Genomic DNA, 16,015 nt, shown 5'->3' with positions numbered 1-16,015 from the left:
CAAGGATCACCCCCTAGAACCGAGGCGACCCGTCATTTCCTGAACGTCCTTCCGCCCTATGGGTCGAACATGGTCAAAGCGTGGAGCGTCAACGCATTTCCTCGGGGGCCGATACGCCGACCAGACTGAGACCCGAGGCGATGACGAAGGCGACGGCTTGAACCAATCCCAATCGAGCTGCGGTCATTGTCACATCGTTAGGCTTAACGAAGCGTAACTCAGGCTGATCCTTGCCGCGATTATACTGCCCGTGGAAGGCCGACGCGACGTCGTAGAGATAGAATGCAAGGCGGTGTGGTTCCTTGGCCTGGGCCGCGCTTTGAATCAAACGTGGATATTCCGACAGCTTGCGCACCAGCGCGACCTCCCCCTCGTCCGTCAGACGCGCCAACGCATCGCGATCGACCCGGTCCAGAGCCGACACGTCGATGCCCTCGGCCTGCGCCTGACGCACGATCGACCGAGCGCGGGCGTGTGCGTACTGAACGTAGAAAACCGGATTGTCTTTCGACTGTTCGGTGACTTTCTGAAAGTCGAAGTCCAGCGGCGCGTCACTCTTGCGGAAGAGCATCATGAAGCGAACGGCGTCGCGGCCGACCTCTTCCACCACATCAGCCAACGTCACGAACTCGCCGGCGCGCTTGGACATTTTAACCGGCTCGCCGTTGCGAAACAGCTTCACGAGCTGACACAGGACGACATCGACCTCGGCCTTGCCGCCGGACACGGCCTTGGCCACCGCTTCCAGACGCTTCACATAGCCACCATGGTCCGCGCCGAGCACATAGACCATCTCATCGAAGCCGCGTGCGAACTTGTCCGCGAAATAGGCCACGTCGGCCGCGAAGTATGTGTAGGCGCCATTCGACTTGACGAGCGGGCGGTCGACGTCATCCCCGACATCGGTCGAGCGCAGCAGCGTCTGCTCGCGGTCTTCCCAATCCTCCGGGAGCTGGCCCTTGGGTGGCGGCAATGTGCCCTGATACACGAAACCACGCTCGCGCAGCGCCTCCACGCTGGCGGCAATACGGCTCGGCTCGCCCTCATGCAGCGTCTTCTCGGAGAAGAACACGTCCTGCGCGATGTTGAGCGCCTTCAGGTCGTCCCGAATGCTCATCATCATGGCGCTGATGGCATAGGCCTTCACGACGGGAAGCCATTCGGCCTCATCCTGCTCCAGAAGCGCGCGGCCGTAGCGGATGGCGAGTGCCGAGCCGACCGTCTTCAGGTAGTCGCCGGGATAAAGCCCGGCCGGAATCTCGCCGATCGTTTCCCCCAGCGCCTCGCGATAGCGCAGGAAAACGGAGCGGGCGAGGACGTTCACCTGCTCGCCCGCATCGTTGATGTAATATTCCTTGGTCACGTCATGACCGGCAAAGCCCATCAAATTGGCGATCGCATCACCGACGACAGCGCCCCGGCAATGGCCGACGTGAAGGGGCCCGGTAGGGTTGGCCGATACATATTCGACGTTCACGCGGTGCCCGGTCGACGCACCACGACCGTAATCCAAGCCCTGGATCAGAAGCGCGTGGAGATGGTTCGTCCAAAAAGCCGGGTGGAGACGCAGATTGATGAAACCCGGCCCGGCGATCTCGACCGATGCGACATCCGCGTCGTCCGCGAGCTTGGCAGCGATATCGTCCGCCAGGTCGCGCGGCTTCAGTCCCAGCGGCTTGGCGAGAACCATGGCGGCATTCGTCGCCAGATCGCCATGGCTGGCGTCGCGTGGCGGCTCGACGGTAATGCGGGAGAGATCGGCTCCCTCAATTCCGCGTGCGGAGAGAATAGCTTCCACTGCTTTGCGAACGCGCTGCTCGAAGTCGGTGAAGATATTCATGATCAGGTCCAGATTGGAGAAACCGGCACAACGAAACGCCGCCCACCGCTCTTCCGAACGGGAGTTGAAGCGGCGCGCCTAACGCAATTCGGGCGTATCGTCAAACAAGCGGCGATGTTCCGATACCGCGTAGCTGTCGGTCATACCGGAGAGATAGTCCGAAACGCGCCGTGCGAGGCGCGCCTCGTCCAGACCTTCCAACGCCTCGCTCCAGGCTCCGTGCATTTCTCGAGGAGCGGCGACAAAGCGATGGTACAGATCCTCGACCAAGGTCTCCGCCCGCGTCATGACACGCGAGACGCTTGGGCTGCGATAGACTCGGGCAAACAGGAAGCTCTTGGTCCGGCGCGCCAGTTCTTCCATCTCGGGCGAGAAGCATAGGAGGGTGCGGCCAGCATCGCGCACATCCTGCGCCGTCTCGATGCGATCCTCCTGCAACCGTCGCAAGGTCGCGGTGATCACGTCTTCGACCATGCGCGTGATGTGGCGGCGCATGATCTCGTTCGCCATGCGGGCCGGGTCGAGATTGGAATATTGGGCTCGAACGTTCCGCAGAATGGAACCTGCTAGATCCAGTTCGGCGAGATCATCCAAATGGATCAGCCCGGCTCGCAGCCCATCGTCCAGATCGTGAGTGTTATAGGCGATGTCGTCGGAAATTGCGGCCGCCTGGGCTTCCAGGCTCGCGAACCGAGAGAGATCGAGTGGATAGCGCGCGTCGAATTCGAGGATCGGGCGGGGCACCTCACCCTGCCAGGTCGAGTGAGGACCGAGCATGGGTCCATTGTGTTTGACCAGCCCCTCCAGCGTTTCGAAGCTGAGGTTCAGACCGTCGAACTCCGCATAGCGCCGTTCCAGCGCCGTCACGATCCGCAGCGACTGCGCATTGTGGTCGAAGCCACCATAGGGCGCCATGCAGCGGTCGAGCGCTCGCTCTCCGGCGTGGCCGAAGGGCGTATGGCCGAAATCATGGACCAGCGCGATCGCCTCGGTCAGATCCTCGTCCAGCCGAAGCGCACGCGCGAAGGCGCGAGCGATCTGCGAAACCTCGATCGTATGGGTCAGGCGCGTGCGGAAGTGATCGCCCTCATAGGCGACGAAAACCTGGGTCTTGTGCTTGAGCCGGCGAAAGGCTGTGGAATGGATGATCCGATCCCGGTCGCGCTGAAACGGCGTGCGCGTCGGGCTGTCCGACTCCGCCACGAGGCGGCCGCGCGACCGCTCGGGATCGCTCGCAAAGGGCGCGAGAGCGCAGCGGCCGAAGCCGATCGGGATAAAGCTCGAGTCCTCCGCCATGCAGCCTATCCCTTCGCCTGCGCGCCGAAACATCGGTCCGGCCCGGCGTTGACCCACCGGGAGCGCATCCATACGTTAGGAGCACGAGGTCAACAAGCAGAGGTCGGACAGCGCGTTCCGCTGGCCGAATTCGACATGAGCGAAGTGCTCGCAACGACGACGCCCGTCACGGTTTCCGACGCAGCCGCACGGCGGATCCTGTCCATCCTACAAAAGACGCCCAGCGAGAACGCCTTGCGCATTTCGGTGGAAGGGGGCGGATGCTCCGGTTTTTCCTACAAGTTCAACCTGACGCACGATTCCGAAGCCGACGATCTGGTGATCGAGAAGGACGGCGCGCGGGTGGTTATCGACCAGACCTCCCTCGCCTATCTGGACGGATCGGTCGTGGATTTCGTGGACGATCTCATGGGCCAGTCCTTCCAGATCCGCAATCCGAACGCCGTCGCCTCCTGCGGATGCGGAACCTCCTTCTCGATTTGACAGGGCGCGCCCGCAAGGGCATGGCCGGCAGGTCAGCGACCCAAAAGCGCCAGCCGCGTCTTTTGGGGCCGCTATGATGGATTGTGGTGGTCCCAAACGGTCTTCGCCGGCCTCGGGTTTCACGGAGAGTTTCGATGCTGGTCGCCACATGGAACATCAACGGCGTCAAGGCGCGGCTCGACGCTCTTCTTCAATGGCTGGACGAGTGTCAGCCTGACGTGGCCTGCCTTCAGGAGATCAAGAGCGTTGATGAGGCCTTCCCGCGCTCCGAGATCGAAGCGCGCGGCTGGCAGATCGAAACACATGGCCAGAAAGGCTTCAACGGCGTCGCGCTCGTGTCGAAGACCCCAGCCCTCTCGATCGAGCGCGGGCTGGCTGGCGACGAGACGGACGAGCAGGCGCGCTTCCTATCGGGGCTATGGTCGACGAGCCGAGGTCCGATCCGCATCGCCTCCCTGTACCTTCCCAACGGCAACCCGGTCGGCACGGATAAATTCCCCTATAAGCTTCGCTGGATGGAGCGTCTGGAGAGCACTGCACGGCAATGGTTGGCTGAGGAGACGCCGTTCGTTCTCGCGGGAGATTACAACGTGATCCCGCAGCCGGAAGACGCCAAGAATGCCGCCGATTGGCTGGGGGACGCGCTGTATCAGCCGGAAAGCCGCGCCGCTTATCGTCGCCTGATGAATCTGGGTCTGGTCGATGCCCTTCGCGCCACCACGGACCGCGCGCAGACCTACACGTTCTGGGACTATCAGGCCGGCGCTTGGCCGAAGAACAACGGCATCCGCATCGACCATATGCTCCTGTCTCCCGAGCTATCGGCGGCCATGAAGGGCGTGCGGATCGACAAATATGTCCGGGCTTGGGAAAAGCCCTCCGACCACGTTCCGGTCGTGCTCAATATCGAAGACTGAGAACCCGCGACTGAAAGCTGGCCGATTCGGCTGGCCGCTTATTGCGGGTCCAAGTCGCTCTGGGACGCGTACGCCAGCGCTGTGCGTCGTTCGGTTTCGCTCGACAGGGAGAAGGCCTCCTCCTGAAGCGGACGAATCCAATCCTTGTCCTTGTCGGGCGCCGCCTTCAGCGCGCGCGTCAGCATGGCGAGCCCCTTGGCCGGCTCGGCCTGCAGTGAGATCGTCTCCCCATCGAACAGAAGATAGCCGAGCAGCGCCTCGGCCTTCGCATAGCCCTTCTTGGCGGCGAGTTGCAGCCAGCGCGCGGCTTGGCGAGGATTGGGGCGCCCGCCCTCGCCCGCGAGCAGCATTCGACCCAGTTCGAACTGCGCCTGCGCGTCCCCAAAATAAGTCGCCGCATGAGCGTAAAGCTGGCGCGCCTGCGCCGGGTCCGCCGAAACGGGCGTGCCGGGAATGCCGCTTCGCATATACTCCGCCAGCGCGATCACCGCGCTCGCGACATAGGCCGCGTTTGGTGAGGAGGACGTATCGTCTTCCTGATCCCGAACGATTTCCTCGAACATCTTGAAGGCTTCGAAATCGTCTTCCTTGACGCCATCGCCTTCGGCATACATCTGACCGAGCTTCCAACGCGCGCCGGCATGACCGAGATCGGCCGCACGCTGCAAAGCCTGTAAGGCTTCGAGCTTGTGGCCGCGCTTATAGGCCGCAAAGCCCATCGAGAAAAACTCGCGCGGCGATTTGCTGTGCGGGTCTGCCGCCAGAGACAAGGGATCGAGCGCCCACGCTTGCCCCACCAAGCTGCAGACGATCACAAGTGGCAGGCATAGGACGGAAACACCGGTCAGACGCATCGGCACGAAACTCAAGCGTCTCGAGTCCGAAGGACAATCATGCTGGAGCCCATCGAACCTTCGACGCGAGTTTCCCAAGACGAACCGATCGTGATCGCGCCAAACGTCTTCCGCCTTTGAGCGGACATCTGAGAGACGGACGTTTGTTGACACGCAACATCGCGGCGGCTCCCAGGAAGATTCGGTTGCCTGACGAGGGCCTGAGCGACCTTACTGACGGGAATTTGGTCGAACGTCATGACACCTCAACGACCCGACCAATCCCAAGGGAAAATCGAGTCTTTCCAGCGATGATGCTTGCCGGGTCTTGCCGTTCTTTTATGGCGGCAACGGGGCACCATCTCGCGGATTCATGTTATCCGATGAGATCGCACAATACTGTTGCCGTCACTCCACAGAATGCCCCTCGGCAACTTTGCGAACGAGTTGATTTCGAGCCGGCAACACAAAAAGCGCCCGGACGAAGCCGGGCGCAGACGCTCATTGATCGGTAGGTACGACGGTCAGAAGTTGAGCTTCAGCGAGGCATTTGCCGCATAGACCCAGTCGTCGCCGACCGTCGCATTGAAAAGCGCACCCCGACTGACGCTCTGGCTCCCGCCGGTCCAGTAGCCGACGAGACCACCGAAGCGGAGTTCCGCCCACTTGTTGTTCTTGAGCGAGACGCCGCCGGACAGCGTGTAGATATCCGTATAGGTCGTTTCGGACCCGCGCGAGACGCCGCTGTCGTAGCCAATCGAAATGCTGCCCGAGACGTTCTCGTTGAAGGCCCGGCCGACGCCGAGGCTCACGGTGTAGCCATCATCCCAATTATAGGGGCTGACATTGGAAATGCCCGCCACCGTCGTCACAACGGCCTTGTTGGTGCTCCAGTCCGTCCAGCGGAACGAAGCGAGCAGAAGCGTGCCTTCTGCTATGCCGGTCTGGAAATTGACGTTCAGGCTTTGCGGGCTCGTGGCCGTGTTCTGATAGGCCGGAAGACCGCTCGCCAGAACCGTTCCCGTGGTCGGAAGGGCCGAGAGCAGCGCCGACGGAACGGCAATACCGTTGCCGGCGAGGAAGGCCGCAGCGGTTGGGATCGAAAGGCGACGACCATCCGCGAGTTGGACGAATGCGTCTCCCGTCGCGGCCAGAGTGCCTGTGCCTGTGATGTCGTCATGCTTCACTTCGGAGCGGTAGAGCACCTGAGCGCGCAGGGCGATCTCCGGGATCTCGAAGGCCGCGCCGATGCGATAGCCAGGCTTGTTGCTTGCGTCGGTATCGGCCGTCAGTGCGACCGGAACCAGAAGGCTGGCCCCGAGACCGCCCAACGTCCGGCTCAGGGAAGCCGGCAGGCTGGCCGAAATATTGCGGTTGGCAAGCGAAGTTCCGTTGAACTCGAAATCCTCGACGAACAATCCGCCAAGCAGGCTGAAGCGCATTCGATCCTGCGTATAGCTCACGCGGCAGGTCGCGCTCCATTCGTTGGATTTGAATTCCAGATCGCGCACGCGCGCCCCGCCGGGAAACTGCGCGGGCTGGGCGCCCCCGGGAAGCGATCGGTAATCGCCTTCCCCTGCGAAGGACTCCACGTAGTTGCCAGCGCAGGCGGCCGCTTCGCCGCCGAATTTGATGGCCGCGCTGGGGATCTGATAACTGCCGGTATAGGTCCCGTAGTCGCCGCGAACCCCGTTGATCGACTCGAAGCCGCGCTGGGGCGAAACATAGGTAAAGCTCAGTCGATTGGAGAACGTGCCCGGTTCGTAGAGAATGTCGGTATCTGCCGTTCCACGCTGGAAGCCGCCGGCCTGCGCCATTCCCATGGTCGACGCGAGCGCCGTCGAAGCGATGATCAGTTGACGCGCGAACTTCATACAAATTTCCCCCAGACCGGTCTGCGCGCGAAGTCTAGACGCTTCGGCTTGCTGGGAGCCTGTCATAAGTGCCTTCTGGTTGAAACCTTACGATCTGGCCATCTCGCGAATTGTGGCAGTGCTGTGATCCCGCCTCAACACCTGAAGCGTGATGCGAAGCGCAAGCGCCAAGATCTTGCGATTCCAGTCTATTTAAAGAAAAGGCGGAGGACCTGCCTGCGCGATCCTTCCGCCGTCCGATCGATATGGAACTCTTCCCTTTACGGAAGAGTTCAAATTCGTTGCGCGTAAGTCACATAATGCGGTGCGCCAATTTTTTCGTCACTGCAGCATGTCCAGCGCCGCGCGAAGTTTGCGAGCCTCGCCCAAGAACGTTTCGCGCTTCTCACGCTCTTGCTCGACCAACTCTTCGGGCGCATTCGCCACGAACTTCTCGTTCGATAGCTTCTTGTCGATTCGCTCCACTTCGCCCACGAGCTTGGCTTCGGCCTTCTGCAGGCGAGTCCGCTCGGCGGCAAAGTCGATCATTCCCGCCAGCGGCAGCGCGTAGGTGACGTTGCTCAGAACGAGCTGCGCGGATTGCGCCGGCGCGGTTGCAGCCACGGACACTTCCGAAAGCCTGGCCAGACGACGCAGCGCCGCATCATGCCGTGCCAGGCGCTCCCGCACGGCCTCGTCCGCCGCCACGGCGACCAGAGCCGCCTCCGCCGATGGCGGGACGTTCATCTCCGCTCGCACCGAGCGAATGGCGCTGACGAGATCGACCAGCCAGTTCAGATCACTGGCGGCCGTCTCGTCGCGGAAGGACATGCTGGGCCAAGGCGCATGACACAGGAGCGTGTCGCGCGAGCGCCCTTCCGGCGACGTCACGTCCCACAGCTCCTCCGTCAGGAAGGGCATGAAGGGATGCAGAAGCGCGTAGAGCTGATCCAGCACGAAGCCGGTGACGACCCGCGTCTCGGCCTTGGCCGCCTCGTCGCCCGACAGGAAGATCGGCTTGGCGAGTTCGAGATACCAATCGCACACGATGTTCCAGGCGAAGCGATAGAGCGTCGCAGCTGCATCGTTAAAGCGATGGGACGCCAAGGCCGTATCGACATCCGCGATGGCGCGGGACAATTCCGTCACGACCCAGCGGTTGACGGCAAGGGTCAGTTCCTCGCCGCGTACGCTTTGGCCATGGATCGCGCCGTTCATCTCCGCGAAGCGCGTGGCGTTCCAGATCTTGGTGCCGAAATTGCGATACCCGGCGATACGCTGCGGATCGAGCTTCACGTCCCGCCCCTGCGCAGCCATGATGGCCAGCGTGAAGCGCAGGGCGTCGGCGCCATACTCGTTCACGATGTCGAGCGGATCGATGACGTTGCCTTTCGACTTCGACATCTTCGCGCCGCTCTTGTCGCGGACCAGAGCGTGGACGTAGACCGTGTGAAACGGCTCCTGCTCCATGAAGTGAAGGCCCATCATCATCATCCGGGCGACCCAGAAGAAGATGATGTCGAAGCCGGTGACGAGCACGCTCGTCGGATAATAGGTCTTCAGCTCCGGCGTCTGGTCGGGCCAACCCAGCGTGGAGAAGGGCCAGAGCGCTGAGGAGAACCAAGTGTCGAGCACGTCCTCATCGCGCGTCAAGAACGCGTCGAGCCGCTCCTGATCGTCGGCGTAGGCGCGGGCTTCCGCATCCGTGATCGTGCCGTTGGTGACGTAATGGGCCAGAGCGGCCGCGATCGCCGCCTCCTCGTCCTCGTCGACGAAGATGGTGCCGTCCGGGCCATACCAGGCCGGAATGCGGTGTCCCCACCAAAGCTGGCGGGAAATGCACCAGGGCTGGATGTTCTCCATCCACTCGAAATAGGTCTTTTCCCAGTTGCGCGGCACGAACTGGGTGCGTCCCTCGCGCACGCTGGCGATTGCGGGCTTGGCGAGCGTCGCGGCGTCGACATACCATTGGTCGGTGAGGTACGGCTCGATCGGCACGCCGCTGCGGTCGCCATGGGGGACCATATGCGTGTGGTCCTCGATCTTGGCGAGATAGCCTTCCGACTCCATCCAGTCGACCAGAAGCTTGCGCGCGGCAAAGCGGTCGAGCCCCTCGAACAGCCCGATCGCGCGCTCGCCATCGGCGGGATAAAGCCCTTCGAGGAAATCGGCATTGTCGCGCAGCGCGATCGTGCCATCCACCGCCATGATGTTGATGCGGCGCAGATCGTTGCGCTTGCCCACTTCGAAATCGTTGAAGTCATGCGCCGGCGTGATCTTGACGGCGCCGGACCCGGCTTCCGGATCGGCGTAATCGTCGGCGACCACCGGAATGAGACGGCCGATCAGGGGCAGGCGCACCATCTTCCCGACCAGCGCGGAATAGCGCTCGTCGTCGGGGTTCACGGCCACGCCGGTATCGCCCAACATGGTTTCCGGCCGTGTGGTGGCGACTGTGACGAAGGTTTCCGGGTTCTCCGGGTCGTAATTGCGACCTTCCACCGGATAGCGGAAGTGCCAGAGCGAACCCTTCACCTCCTGCTGCTCGACTTCCAGATCGGAAATTGCCGTCAACAGTTTGGGGTCCCAGTTCACCAGGCGCTTGTCGCGATAGATCAGCCCCTCGCGATACAGCTGGACGAAGACCTTCCGCACTGCTTTCGACAGACCCTCGTCCATCGTGAAGCGCTCGCGCGACCAGTCGCAGGACGCGCCGAGACGACGGAGCTGGCCGAGGATCGTCCCGCCCGATTCGCCCTTCCATTTCCACACGCGCTCGATAAAGGCCTCGCGGCCCATGGTACGGCGCGAGGGCTCCTGCCGCTCGGCCAGTTGACGTTCGACCACCATCTGCGTGGCGATGCCGGCATGATCGAGACCCGGCTGCCACAAGACGTTCTTGCCGCGCATTCGCTCGCTTCGCACCAGAATGTCCTGAAGCGTGTTGTTGAGCGCATGGCCGATATGGAGCGAGCCCGTGACGTTGGGCGGGGGAATCACGATCGAGAAGGGCTCGGCGTCGGGCTTGGCAGCCGCACCGGCGGCGAAGGCATCGGCGCTTTCCCAACGCTCCGCGATTCGGGGCTCGACGACGGCCGCGTCGTAGGTCTTCTCGATCATGATTGTCCAACCATTCCAAAGGAGGATTGTCGGTTACAGGCAGAGTTTTGCGGGTGTCAACGCGGCGGCAACGCTCAAGCGCGCGCCGCGCCCCCGAAAACAAAAAAGGAGCGGTCGGACCGCCCCCTTTCGCAACCCGTCGGGTTAGCGGCTCAGCGACGGCCGCCGCGCGACAGGCGCTCGATTTCTTCGCGCACCAGACGCTCCACCATGCGGGGCAAATTGTCGTCCAGCCATTCGGCCAGCATCGGCTTCAGCATGTCCTGCGCCATGGCTTCGAGCGATTTCAATTCGCCGTTGCGAATGGCCTGGGCCAATTCCTCGAAGGAGGCCGCGACCATCTGCCCGGACGACCCCGACAGAAGCGGATCATGTCCTGCCGTGGAATAGGTCTGATAATCGGCATGGGATTCGAGATCGCGGCGATCGGTATTGGCGGGCTCGAAAGACGAACGGTCGGTGGGGGCCGGGTGGCGTGCGGTTTCGCTCATCTCTGTGTCTTCCCTGTTGGGGGCGGTCGGCATCGGGTCTGGCGTGGCTTGCGAATGGGGCTGCACTGGGATGGGCGCGACATGCGTTTGCGCCGCATAGGCTGTTGCCGGCTGAACGGCGGCCAGCGACCCGCCATCCATGCGGTGATGTATCTCGAAATCGCCCCAGGAGGCGGCGAGTTCACTTTCCAGCTCAACCGTCAGATGATCGACATCCACACCATGCGAATGGATCGAGGCTTCCGGCGCCGTGTCGCGAAGCGGCGTAACCGACGCCGTCGCGCGGTCGTCCGCTCGATGAACAGGAGCTTGCGAGAGAGATATCTCGTCGGCCGCTTCCACATCCTCCGCCGCGCGGCGAATGGCGTCGAGAGCGACATCTCGAACCGGCGTCGGTCGCATGCCGGACGGCGACGTCCGATCCTCCCCTGTCTCGATAATCCGCCGAATGGACGCCAGAATTTCGTCCATGGACGGTTCTTGCGCGACGTTCGCCTTGCTCATGACTCCGCACCCGATCTCGACTCGCGGCCTGACGCGACCTCGATGAAACATAGGTAGAGACAAAGAAAGCGCCGTTGAAGCCTTTTCTGGGCCTTAACGACGCTTCGCAACGCTTTTTTAATAAATGGTTAGCGGCTTATTCTTAACGACCGTCCGGCGTGCGCAATCCGTACCACTTGTCCTTGACGGCCTGATAATGCTCTTCAGGCTCGTAAGTCGCGACGTTCAGGCTCAAGCGCTGGGGCGAAAGATGCCCAACGGAGGACACCAGCGTATAGGCCGCAACCACGGCGTCACGCTGCGCGCCGGCCAGAAGAATCTGCGCGGTGATGACATCGGACTGCGCGTTCAAGACGTCGAGCGTCGTCCGCTGTCCGACATTGCGCTCTTCGATGACGCCGTTCAAAGCCAGCTGCGCGGCCGAAACCTGCGCGCGGTAGCCGGTGACATTGGCCTCCGCCGCCTGCTTCTGGGCCCAGGCGGTTGCGACGGCCGAGCGCACCTGATCGCGCGTCGAATCGACTTCGATGCGGCGCTGACCGAGGACTTCCTTGGACTGACGAACACGGGCCGAGACGATACCGCCCTGATAGATCGGGACGGTCAGACGTGCGCCGACCGTGGCGGACACCTGATTCTGCGTCACCACATCGACGCCCGGCAGGCTGGCGCTGTTGGGATCGGTGTCGTTCAGCGAGTAGGTGTTCTCGACCGAACCGGTAACGGCCAGATTGGGCAGGCGCTGGCCTTCGGTCGCCTTCACCTGGAACGACGCCGCATCCACGGCGAATTGCGTCGCCTGAATGGCGGGGTGCTCGTTCTGCGAGATCGTCAAAGCCTGAGACACGCTCGGGGGCAAGGTCGCGCGCGGCGGCAGGCTGCCATTGTCGAGCTCGCCCGGCGGATCGCCGACAATATCGAGATACTGCGCTTCGCTGCTGGCGACCTGAGCCAATGCGCTATTCAAAAGCGCCGTCGCCAACGCCTGTTGCGACTGGGCCTGCGCCACGTCGGTACGGGTGCCCTCACCCACGTCGAAACGTGCCCGCGCAGCCCGGACCTGTTCGTTCAGGAAGGCGAGGCTCTGGCGCCGGAACGCGGCGATCTCGCGGTCGCGACGAACGTTCATATAAGCGGTCACCGTGTTCAGAAGCGTGTTCTGAACGGTGTTTTCCAGATTCTTCTGGGACGCGCGGACCTGTGCCTCGGCGGCGTTCACATTGTTCGGCGTCTGGAAACCGTCGAAGATCGTTTGGTTGATCTCGATGCCGCCGACCAGCGCGCCCGTGCGGGAGCGGGTCGAGCGGATATTGTCGCCGAAGGTCGTGCTGGACCGCGACGCCTGCGTCTGACCAACAGCCGAAACGGTCGGGCGAAGTCCGCCCTTGGCGATCGGAACGTTTTCATCCGTCGCGCGAAGCTGGGCGCGCGCGACATTCAGATCATGATTGTTGGCGTAGGCTTTGGCCAGCGCACCGCGAAGCGTCTCGGCACCGGCAAAGCTACCGCTTCCCAGCAGAAGCGCCGCCGATAGGGACAGCAGAACCCAGGACTTCTTCCGCAATGGCTCACTCCGAATATCGGGCGTCGAACCTGATGGCATCAGGATATCTTCAACATCAGACAAGCCTAGCCCGAACCTTGGCTTCCCTTACCTACTCGAATGAACCTTCGAACCCGTGAACACCAGATCACCCGTGCCGAAAGTCGCCATTTTGCTCAAGAGTGTGGCCGGGCTAAAACACTTACAGCACGTAAACACCCGAGCCCTTCGCCGAGATTCAGGCAAGCTCCGTACTGACCAGTCTGGTTCCTGCCCGACGCTTCAAGCACTTAAGAAAAAGGGCGCGCCGCAACGCGGCGCGCCTCTGATGATTTTCGGATTCGATTTCAATTGTCCACAGGGCCGAGGCGCACAACGTCCTCGGCCAGCATCGAGGACAGTTAGAAAACGAAAGTCTTCTCGCGCTCGAAGCCGGGCAGCGGCTTCACACCGCAATTGAAGGCGAACCGGCCCGAAACGACTCCATCTTCCTTGACGTAAAGCTTGGCATCGGCCGACAGACCCTTGCCTTCCACGACCACGAGACGACCGCGATCACGCAGTTGTTCGAAAAACGCCGAAGGGATTTCTTCGACCGAACCCTGAAAGATGATCACGTCATAGGGCGCATCGGCAGCATAGCCGGCCTTGAGGGGGCCTTTGGCAACGGCGCAGGACAGGCCACCGATTCGCGCCAGAATGTCACTTGCCTGATCGGCCAAGGCTTCGTTCTCTTCGAGCGCGACAACCGAGCCCGCCAGATGAGCCAGAATCGCCGACGAGTAACCGGTGGCGCATCCGACATCCAGAACCACGTCCTGCGGACCGATCTGCGCCAGCTGGATGAGCTTGGCGATAGGCGACGGCTCCATCAGATAGCGCCCGCCACCCAGCGGAATATCCTCGTCGATATAGGCCAGCGCCTGCCGCTCTGCGGGCACGAACATTTCGCGCGGCACGGTCAAGAACGCGCGAAGAATCTCGTGCGAGGTGACGTCCGTCGTGCGAATCTGGTTGTCGACCATTTTGGTGCGAGCAGCCGCGAAATCCATGGCAGTTCCCGGATTGGAGGTTTCGCGCCACCCATAGGCGTCTGCCGAAACACTGGCAAGAGAAACCGGTCCTGCGCGAATGGGCAGCACGGTTTCGATCAAGCTCACAGTATTCTGGGATTGGAGGCCTCGGCCGGAATCGAACCGGCGTGCAAGGATTTGCAGTCCTCTGCGTAACCACTCCGCCACGAGGCCCCTGTGGGATGGCTACCTACCGGGCGATCCGCACTTGCGCAAGCCCTGTCATACGACATTCGCATCTATGCGTCTTATCGCCGACCAAAGGACGGCAGCCGGACCCAGCGATACCAGCCTTTGCTCTTCTCACCCGTGGCAGCGGCCACGTATTTGGGCCGACGATAACGCCCCCATTTTATCTCGCTTCGACGCCGAAACCGTCGCACGAAGGGCATATCGACCGACAGAATCACCAACCCGAGCGGTAGCATCCAGAGCCCCAGAATGGGAAGGAAGCTGAAGACGCCGCCGATCATGAAGGCGATTCCCAGGCCCATGCGTGCGAACCGATTGGCCGGCAAGCGGATCGAGCGGCCGAAAATCTCGATTCGATTGCCGCGAAGCTTGAAGAATTCGCGCTTGCGCGGCGGATCAACGCTCATGCACCTGATGCCCCTCGAAACAGCGTCTGACTTGATCGACATAGGATCATGATCCCCGCTTCTCCAGAGGCGGTCGAGACAAGGGCTGACGCGTAGGAGAAAGCATCTTCACCATGACGGTGCCGAAAGAAGGGCAGATCGAAAAAACAGCCGCGACAGGTGCCCGCCCTCTTTCCAAATCAAAACGACTCGATGTATAGGGCTCCTCGTTCGCAGCAGATGCGAGCCATTCCCCGGTAGCTCAGTGGTAGAGCAATCGACTGTTAATCGATCGGTCGCTGGTTCGAATCCGGCCCGGGGAGCCACAAGAAACTTTCCCCTATCCTTTATGATAGCCAGCTCGCGACGTGCGACGTTTCGCGAAGGATGCTTGCGTGTGCATCCGCGGAGACAGCGTTCTTCCGCTTACGATCATCGCTTGAGTAGGCCACACCGAGCGTGCTTCCAACGAAATCAGCGTTGCGCCGATGGGTCCGATACGAGATCAAGCTTCCAACGGTTGGGCATTCGGGGGATGCCGCATCCTTGCCGCCCCCCTGCCGCCACCCTAGGCTCCTGCTCATCAACGCACTCGATTCGGAGCCGCCATGTCCAGATTCAACTCCGTGATCGACGCCATCGGCAACACGCCGTTGATCCGCCTCGCCAAAGCCAGCGAACTCACGGGCTGCGAGATTTACGGGAAGGCGGAATTCCTGAACCCCGGTCAATCCGTGAAGGATCGCGCCGGGCTCTTCATCATTCGCGACGCCGAAGCGCGGGGCCTGCTTCAGCCGGGCGGCATTATCGTCGAGGGGACGGCGGGCAATACGGGCATCGGCTTGTCGCTCGTAGCGGACGCGCTCGGCTACAAGACCGTCATCGTCATTCCCGAGACGCAGGCGCAGGAAAAGAAGGACGCGCTCCGCCTGATGGGCGCGGAGCTGATCGAAGTTCCGGCCGTCCCCTACAAGAACCCCAACAACTACGTGAAGCTGTCCGGCCGCTTGGCCGAGCAACTGGCCAAGACCCATCCGAACGGTGCGATCTGGGCCAACCAGTTCGACAACCTTGCCAATCGCGAGGGGCATGTGGTCACCACCGCCGAGGAAATCTGGCACCAGACCGGCGGTGAGGTCGATGGCTTCATCTGCGCCGTGGGAACCGGGGGCACGCTGGCGGGCACTGCCATGGGGCTGAAGCGCCATTCCAGCCATATCAAGATCGGCATTGCCGATCCCTTGGGCGCAGCGCTCTACAGCTATTACACGACGGGCGAATTCCATTCGGAAGGCAGCTCGATCACCGAAGGCATCGGCCAAGGTCGTATCACGGCCAATCTCGACGGGTTCGAGCCCGACTTCGCCTATCAAATTCCCGATGAAGAGGCTTTGCCGATCCTGTTCGATCTGATCGGTGACGAAGGCCTGTGCCTCGGCGGTTCATCGGGCATCAACATCGCGGGCGCCATCCGGATGGCGCAG

At 62.0% G+C, this 16,015-nt stretch carries 12 protein-coding genes and 2 tRNA genes; 4 read left to right on the top strand and 10 right to left on the bottom strand.

Annotation, left to right across the window (positions count from 1 at the left end; genetic code table 11):
* Nucleotides 1-88 precede the first annotated feature (88 nt).
* Nucleotides 89-1,840 carry an arginine--tRNA ligase gene (argS, locus tag NS365_RS00070; protein WP_058598241.1) on the bottom strand — a complete coding sequence of 584 codons (1,752 nt, stop codon included), beginning with the start codon at nt 1,838-1,840 and terminating at the stop codon, nt 89-91.
* A gap of 78 nt (nt 1,841-1,918) precedes the next feature.
* Complete coding sequence (locus NS365_RS00065) at nt 1,919-3,136, bottom strand: deoxyguanosinetriphosphate triphosphohydrolase (RefSeq protein ID WP_058598240.1); 1,218 nt, start codon at nt 3,134-3,136, stop codon at nt 1,919-1,921.
* 135 nt (nt 3,137-3,271) lie between these two features.
* On the opposite strand from NS365_RS00065, the gene erpA reads away from it, so the two are divergent.
* Both erpA and xth read left to right on the top strand, forming a co-directional pair.
* Nucleotides 3,272-3,619 (top strand): iron-sulfur cluster insertion protein ErpA, encoded by a 348-nt coding sequence (erpA, locus tag NS365_RS00060; RefSeq protein WP_058598239.1) that lies wholly within the window; start codon nt 3,272-3,274, stop codon nt 3,617-3,619.
* Nucleotides 3,620-3,753: 134 nt separating this feature from the next.
* Nucleotides 3,754-4,536: an exodeoxyribonuclease III gene (xth, locus tag NS365_RS00055; protein ID WP_058598238.1), complete on the top strand. Its 783-nt coding sequence runs from the start codon at nt 3,754-3,756 to the stop codon at nt 4,534-4,536.
* 38 nt (nt 4,537-4,574) lie between these two features.
* On the opposite strand, the gene NS365_RS00050 is transcribed toward xth, so the two are convergent.
* From NS365_RS00050 to NS365_RS00015, 8 genes are all read right to left on the bottom strand, one after another.
* Nucleotides 4,575-5,396: a tetratricopeptide repeat protein gene (locus NS365_RS00050; RefSeq protein WP_244498319.1), complete on the bottom strand. Its 822-nt coding sequence runs from the start codon at nt 5,394-5,396 to the stop codon at nt 4,575-4,577.
* Between the two features lie 497 nt (nt 5,397-5,893).
* Complete coding sequence (locus NS365_RS00045) at nt 5,894-7,243, bottom strand: long-chain fatty acid transporter (protein WP_058598236.1); 1,350 nt, start codon at nt 7,241-7,243, stop codon at nt 5,894-5,896.
* A gap of 321 nt (nt 7,244-7,564) precedes the next feature.
* The gene (locus NS365_RS00040) at nt 7,565-10,342 is read right to left on the bottom strand and encodes a valine--tRNA ligase (RefSeq protein ID WP_058598235.1); all 2,778 of its coding nucleotides are present in this window, start codon (nt 10,340-10,342) and stop codon (nt 7,565-7,567) included.
* Between the two features lie 152 nt (nt 10,343-10,494).
* Nucleotides 10,495-11,337 carry a PopZ family protein gene (locus NS365_RS00035; RefSeq protein ID WP_058598234.1) on the bottom strand — a complete coding sequence of 281 codons (843 nt, stop codon included), beginning with the start codon at nt 11,335-11,337 and terminating at the stop codon, nt 10,495-10,497.
* Nucleotides 11,338-11,479: 142 nt separating this feature from the next.
* Entirely contained in the window at nt 11,480-12,940 is a 1,461-nt protein-coding gene (locus NS365_RS00030; RefSeq protein WP_058598233.1) for a TolC family outer membrane protein, read from the bottom strand.
* 341 nt (nt 12,941-13,281) lie between these two features.
* Nucleotides 13,282-13,932 carry a protein-L-isoaspartate O-methyltransferase family protein gene (locus NS365_RS00025; RefSeq protein WP_058598232.1) on the bottom strand — a complete coding sequence of 217 codons (651 nt, stop codon included), beginning with the start codon at nt 13,930-13,932 and terminating at the stop codon, nt 13,282-13,284.
* Nucleotides 13,933-14,053: 121 nt separating this feature from the next.
* A tRNA-Cys gene (locus tag NS365_RS00020) sits at nt 14,054-14,127 on the bottom strand.
* Between the two features lie 74 nt (nt 14,128-14,201).
* Complete coding sequence (locus tag NS365_RS00015; protein WP_058598231.1) at nt 14,202-14,552, bottom strand: hypothetical protein; 351 nt, start codon at nt 14,550-14,552, stop codon at nt 14,202-14,204.
* A 230-nt stretch (nt 14,553-14,782) separates the two neighbouring features.
* Here NS365_RS00015 and NS365_RS00010 point away from each other — a divergent pair.
* Together NS365_RS00010 and NS365_RS00005 are read left to right on the top strand one after the other, a co-directional pair.
* Nucleotides 14,783-14,857: transfer RNA gene (locus NS365_RS00010), tRNA-Asn, on the top strand.
* A gap of 282 nt (nt 14,858-15,139) precedes the next feature.
* A partial coding sequence (locus tag NS365_RS00005; protein WP_058598230.1) for a cysteine synthase A occupies nt 15,140-16,015 on the top strand: 876 nt, incomplete at its 3' end.

The organism is Aureimonas ureilytica, from assembly GCF_001475935.1.
Classification (GTDB): domain Bacteria; phylum Pseudomonadota; class Alphaproteobacteria; order Rhizobiales; family Rhizobiaceae; genus Aureimonas; species Aureimonas ureilytica_A.
This window is presented reverse-complemented; position numbering and strand designations above follow the sequence as displayed.

Excerpts from the sequence above, each read along its gene's own strand:
- argS (WP_058598241.1), bottom strand. The coding sequence starts at position 1,840 with ATGAATATCTTCACCGACTTCGAGCAGCGCGTTCGCAAAGCAGTGGAA.
- NS365_RS00065 (WP_058598240.1), bottom strand. The coding sequence starts at position 3,136 with ATGGCGGAGGACTCGAGCTTTATCCCGATCGGCTTCGGCCGCTGCGCT.
- erpA (WP_058598239.1), top strand. The coding sequence starts at position 3,272 with ATGAGCGAAGTGCTCGCAACGACGACGCCCGTCACGGTTTCCGACGCA.
- xth (WP_058598238.1), top strand. The coding sequence starts at position 3,754 with ATGCTGGTCGCCACATGGAACATCAACGGCGTCAAGGCGCGGCTCGAC.
- NS365_RS00045 (WP_058598236.1), bottom strand. The coding sequence starts at position 7,243 with ATGAAGTTCGCGCGTCAACTGATCATCGCTTCGACGGCGCTCGCGTCG.
- NS365_RS00040 (WP_058598235.1), bottom strand. The coding sequence starts at position 10,342 with ATGATCGAGAAGACCTACGACGCGGCCGTCGTCGAGCCCCGAATCGCG.
- NS365_RS00035 (WP_058598234.1), bottom strand. The coding sequence starts at position 11,337 with ATGAGCAAGGCGAACGTCGCGCAAGAACCGTCCATGGACGAAATTCTG.
- NS365_RS00030 (WP_058598233.1), bottom strand. The coding sequence starts at position 12,940 with ATGCCATCAGGTTCGACGCCCGATATTCGGAGTGAGCCATTGCGGAAG.
- NS365_RS00025 (WP_058598232.1), bottom strand. The coding sequence starts at position 13,932 with ATGGATTTCGCGGCTGCTCGCACCAAAATGGTCGACAACCAGATTCGC.
- NS365_RS00015 (WP_058598231.1), bottom strand. The coding sequence starts at position 14,552 with ATGAGCGTTGATCCGCCGCGCAAGCGCGAATTCTTCAAGCTTCGCGGC.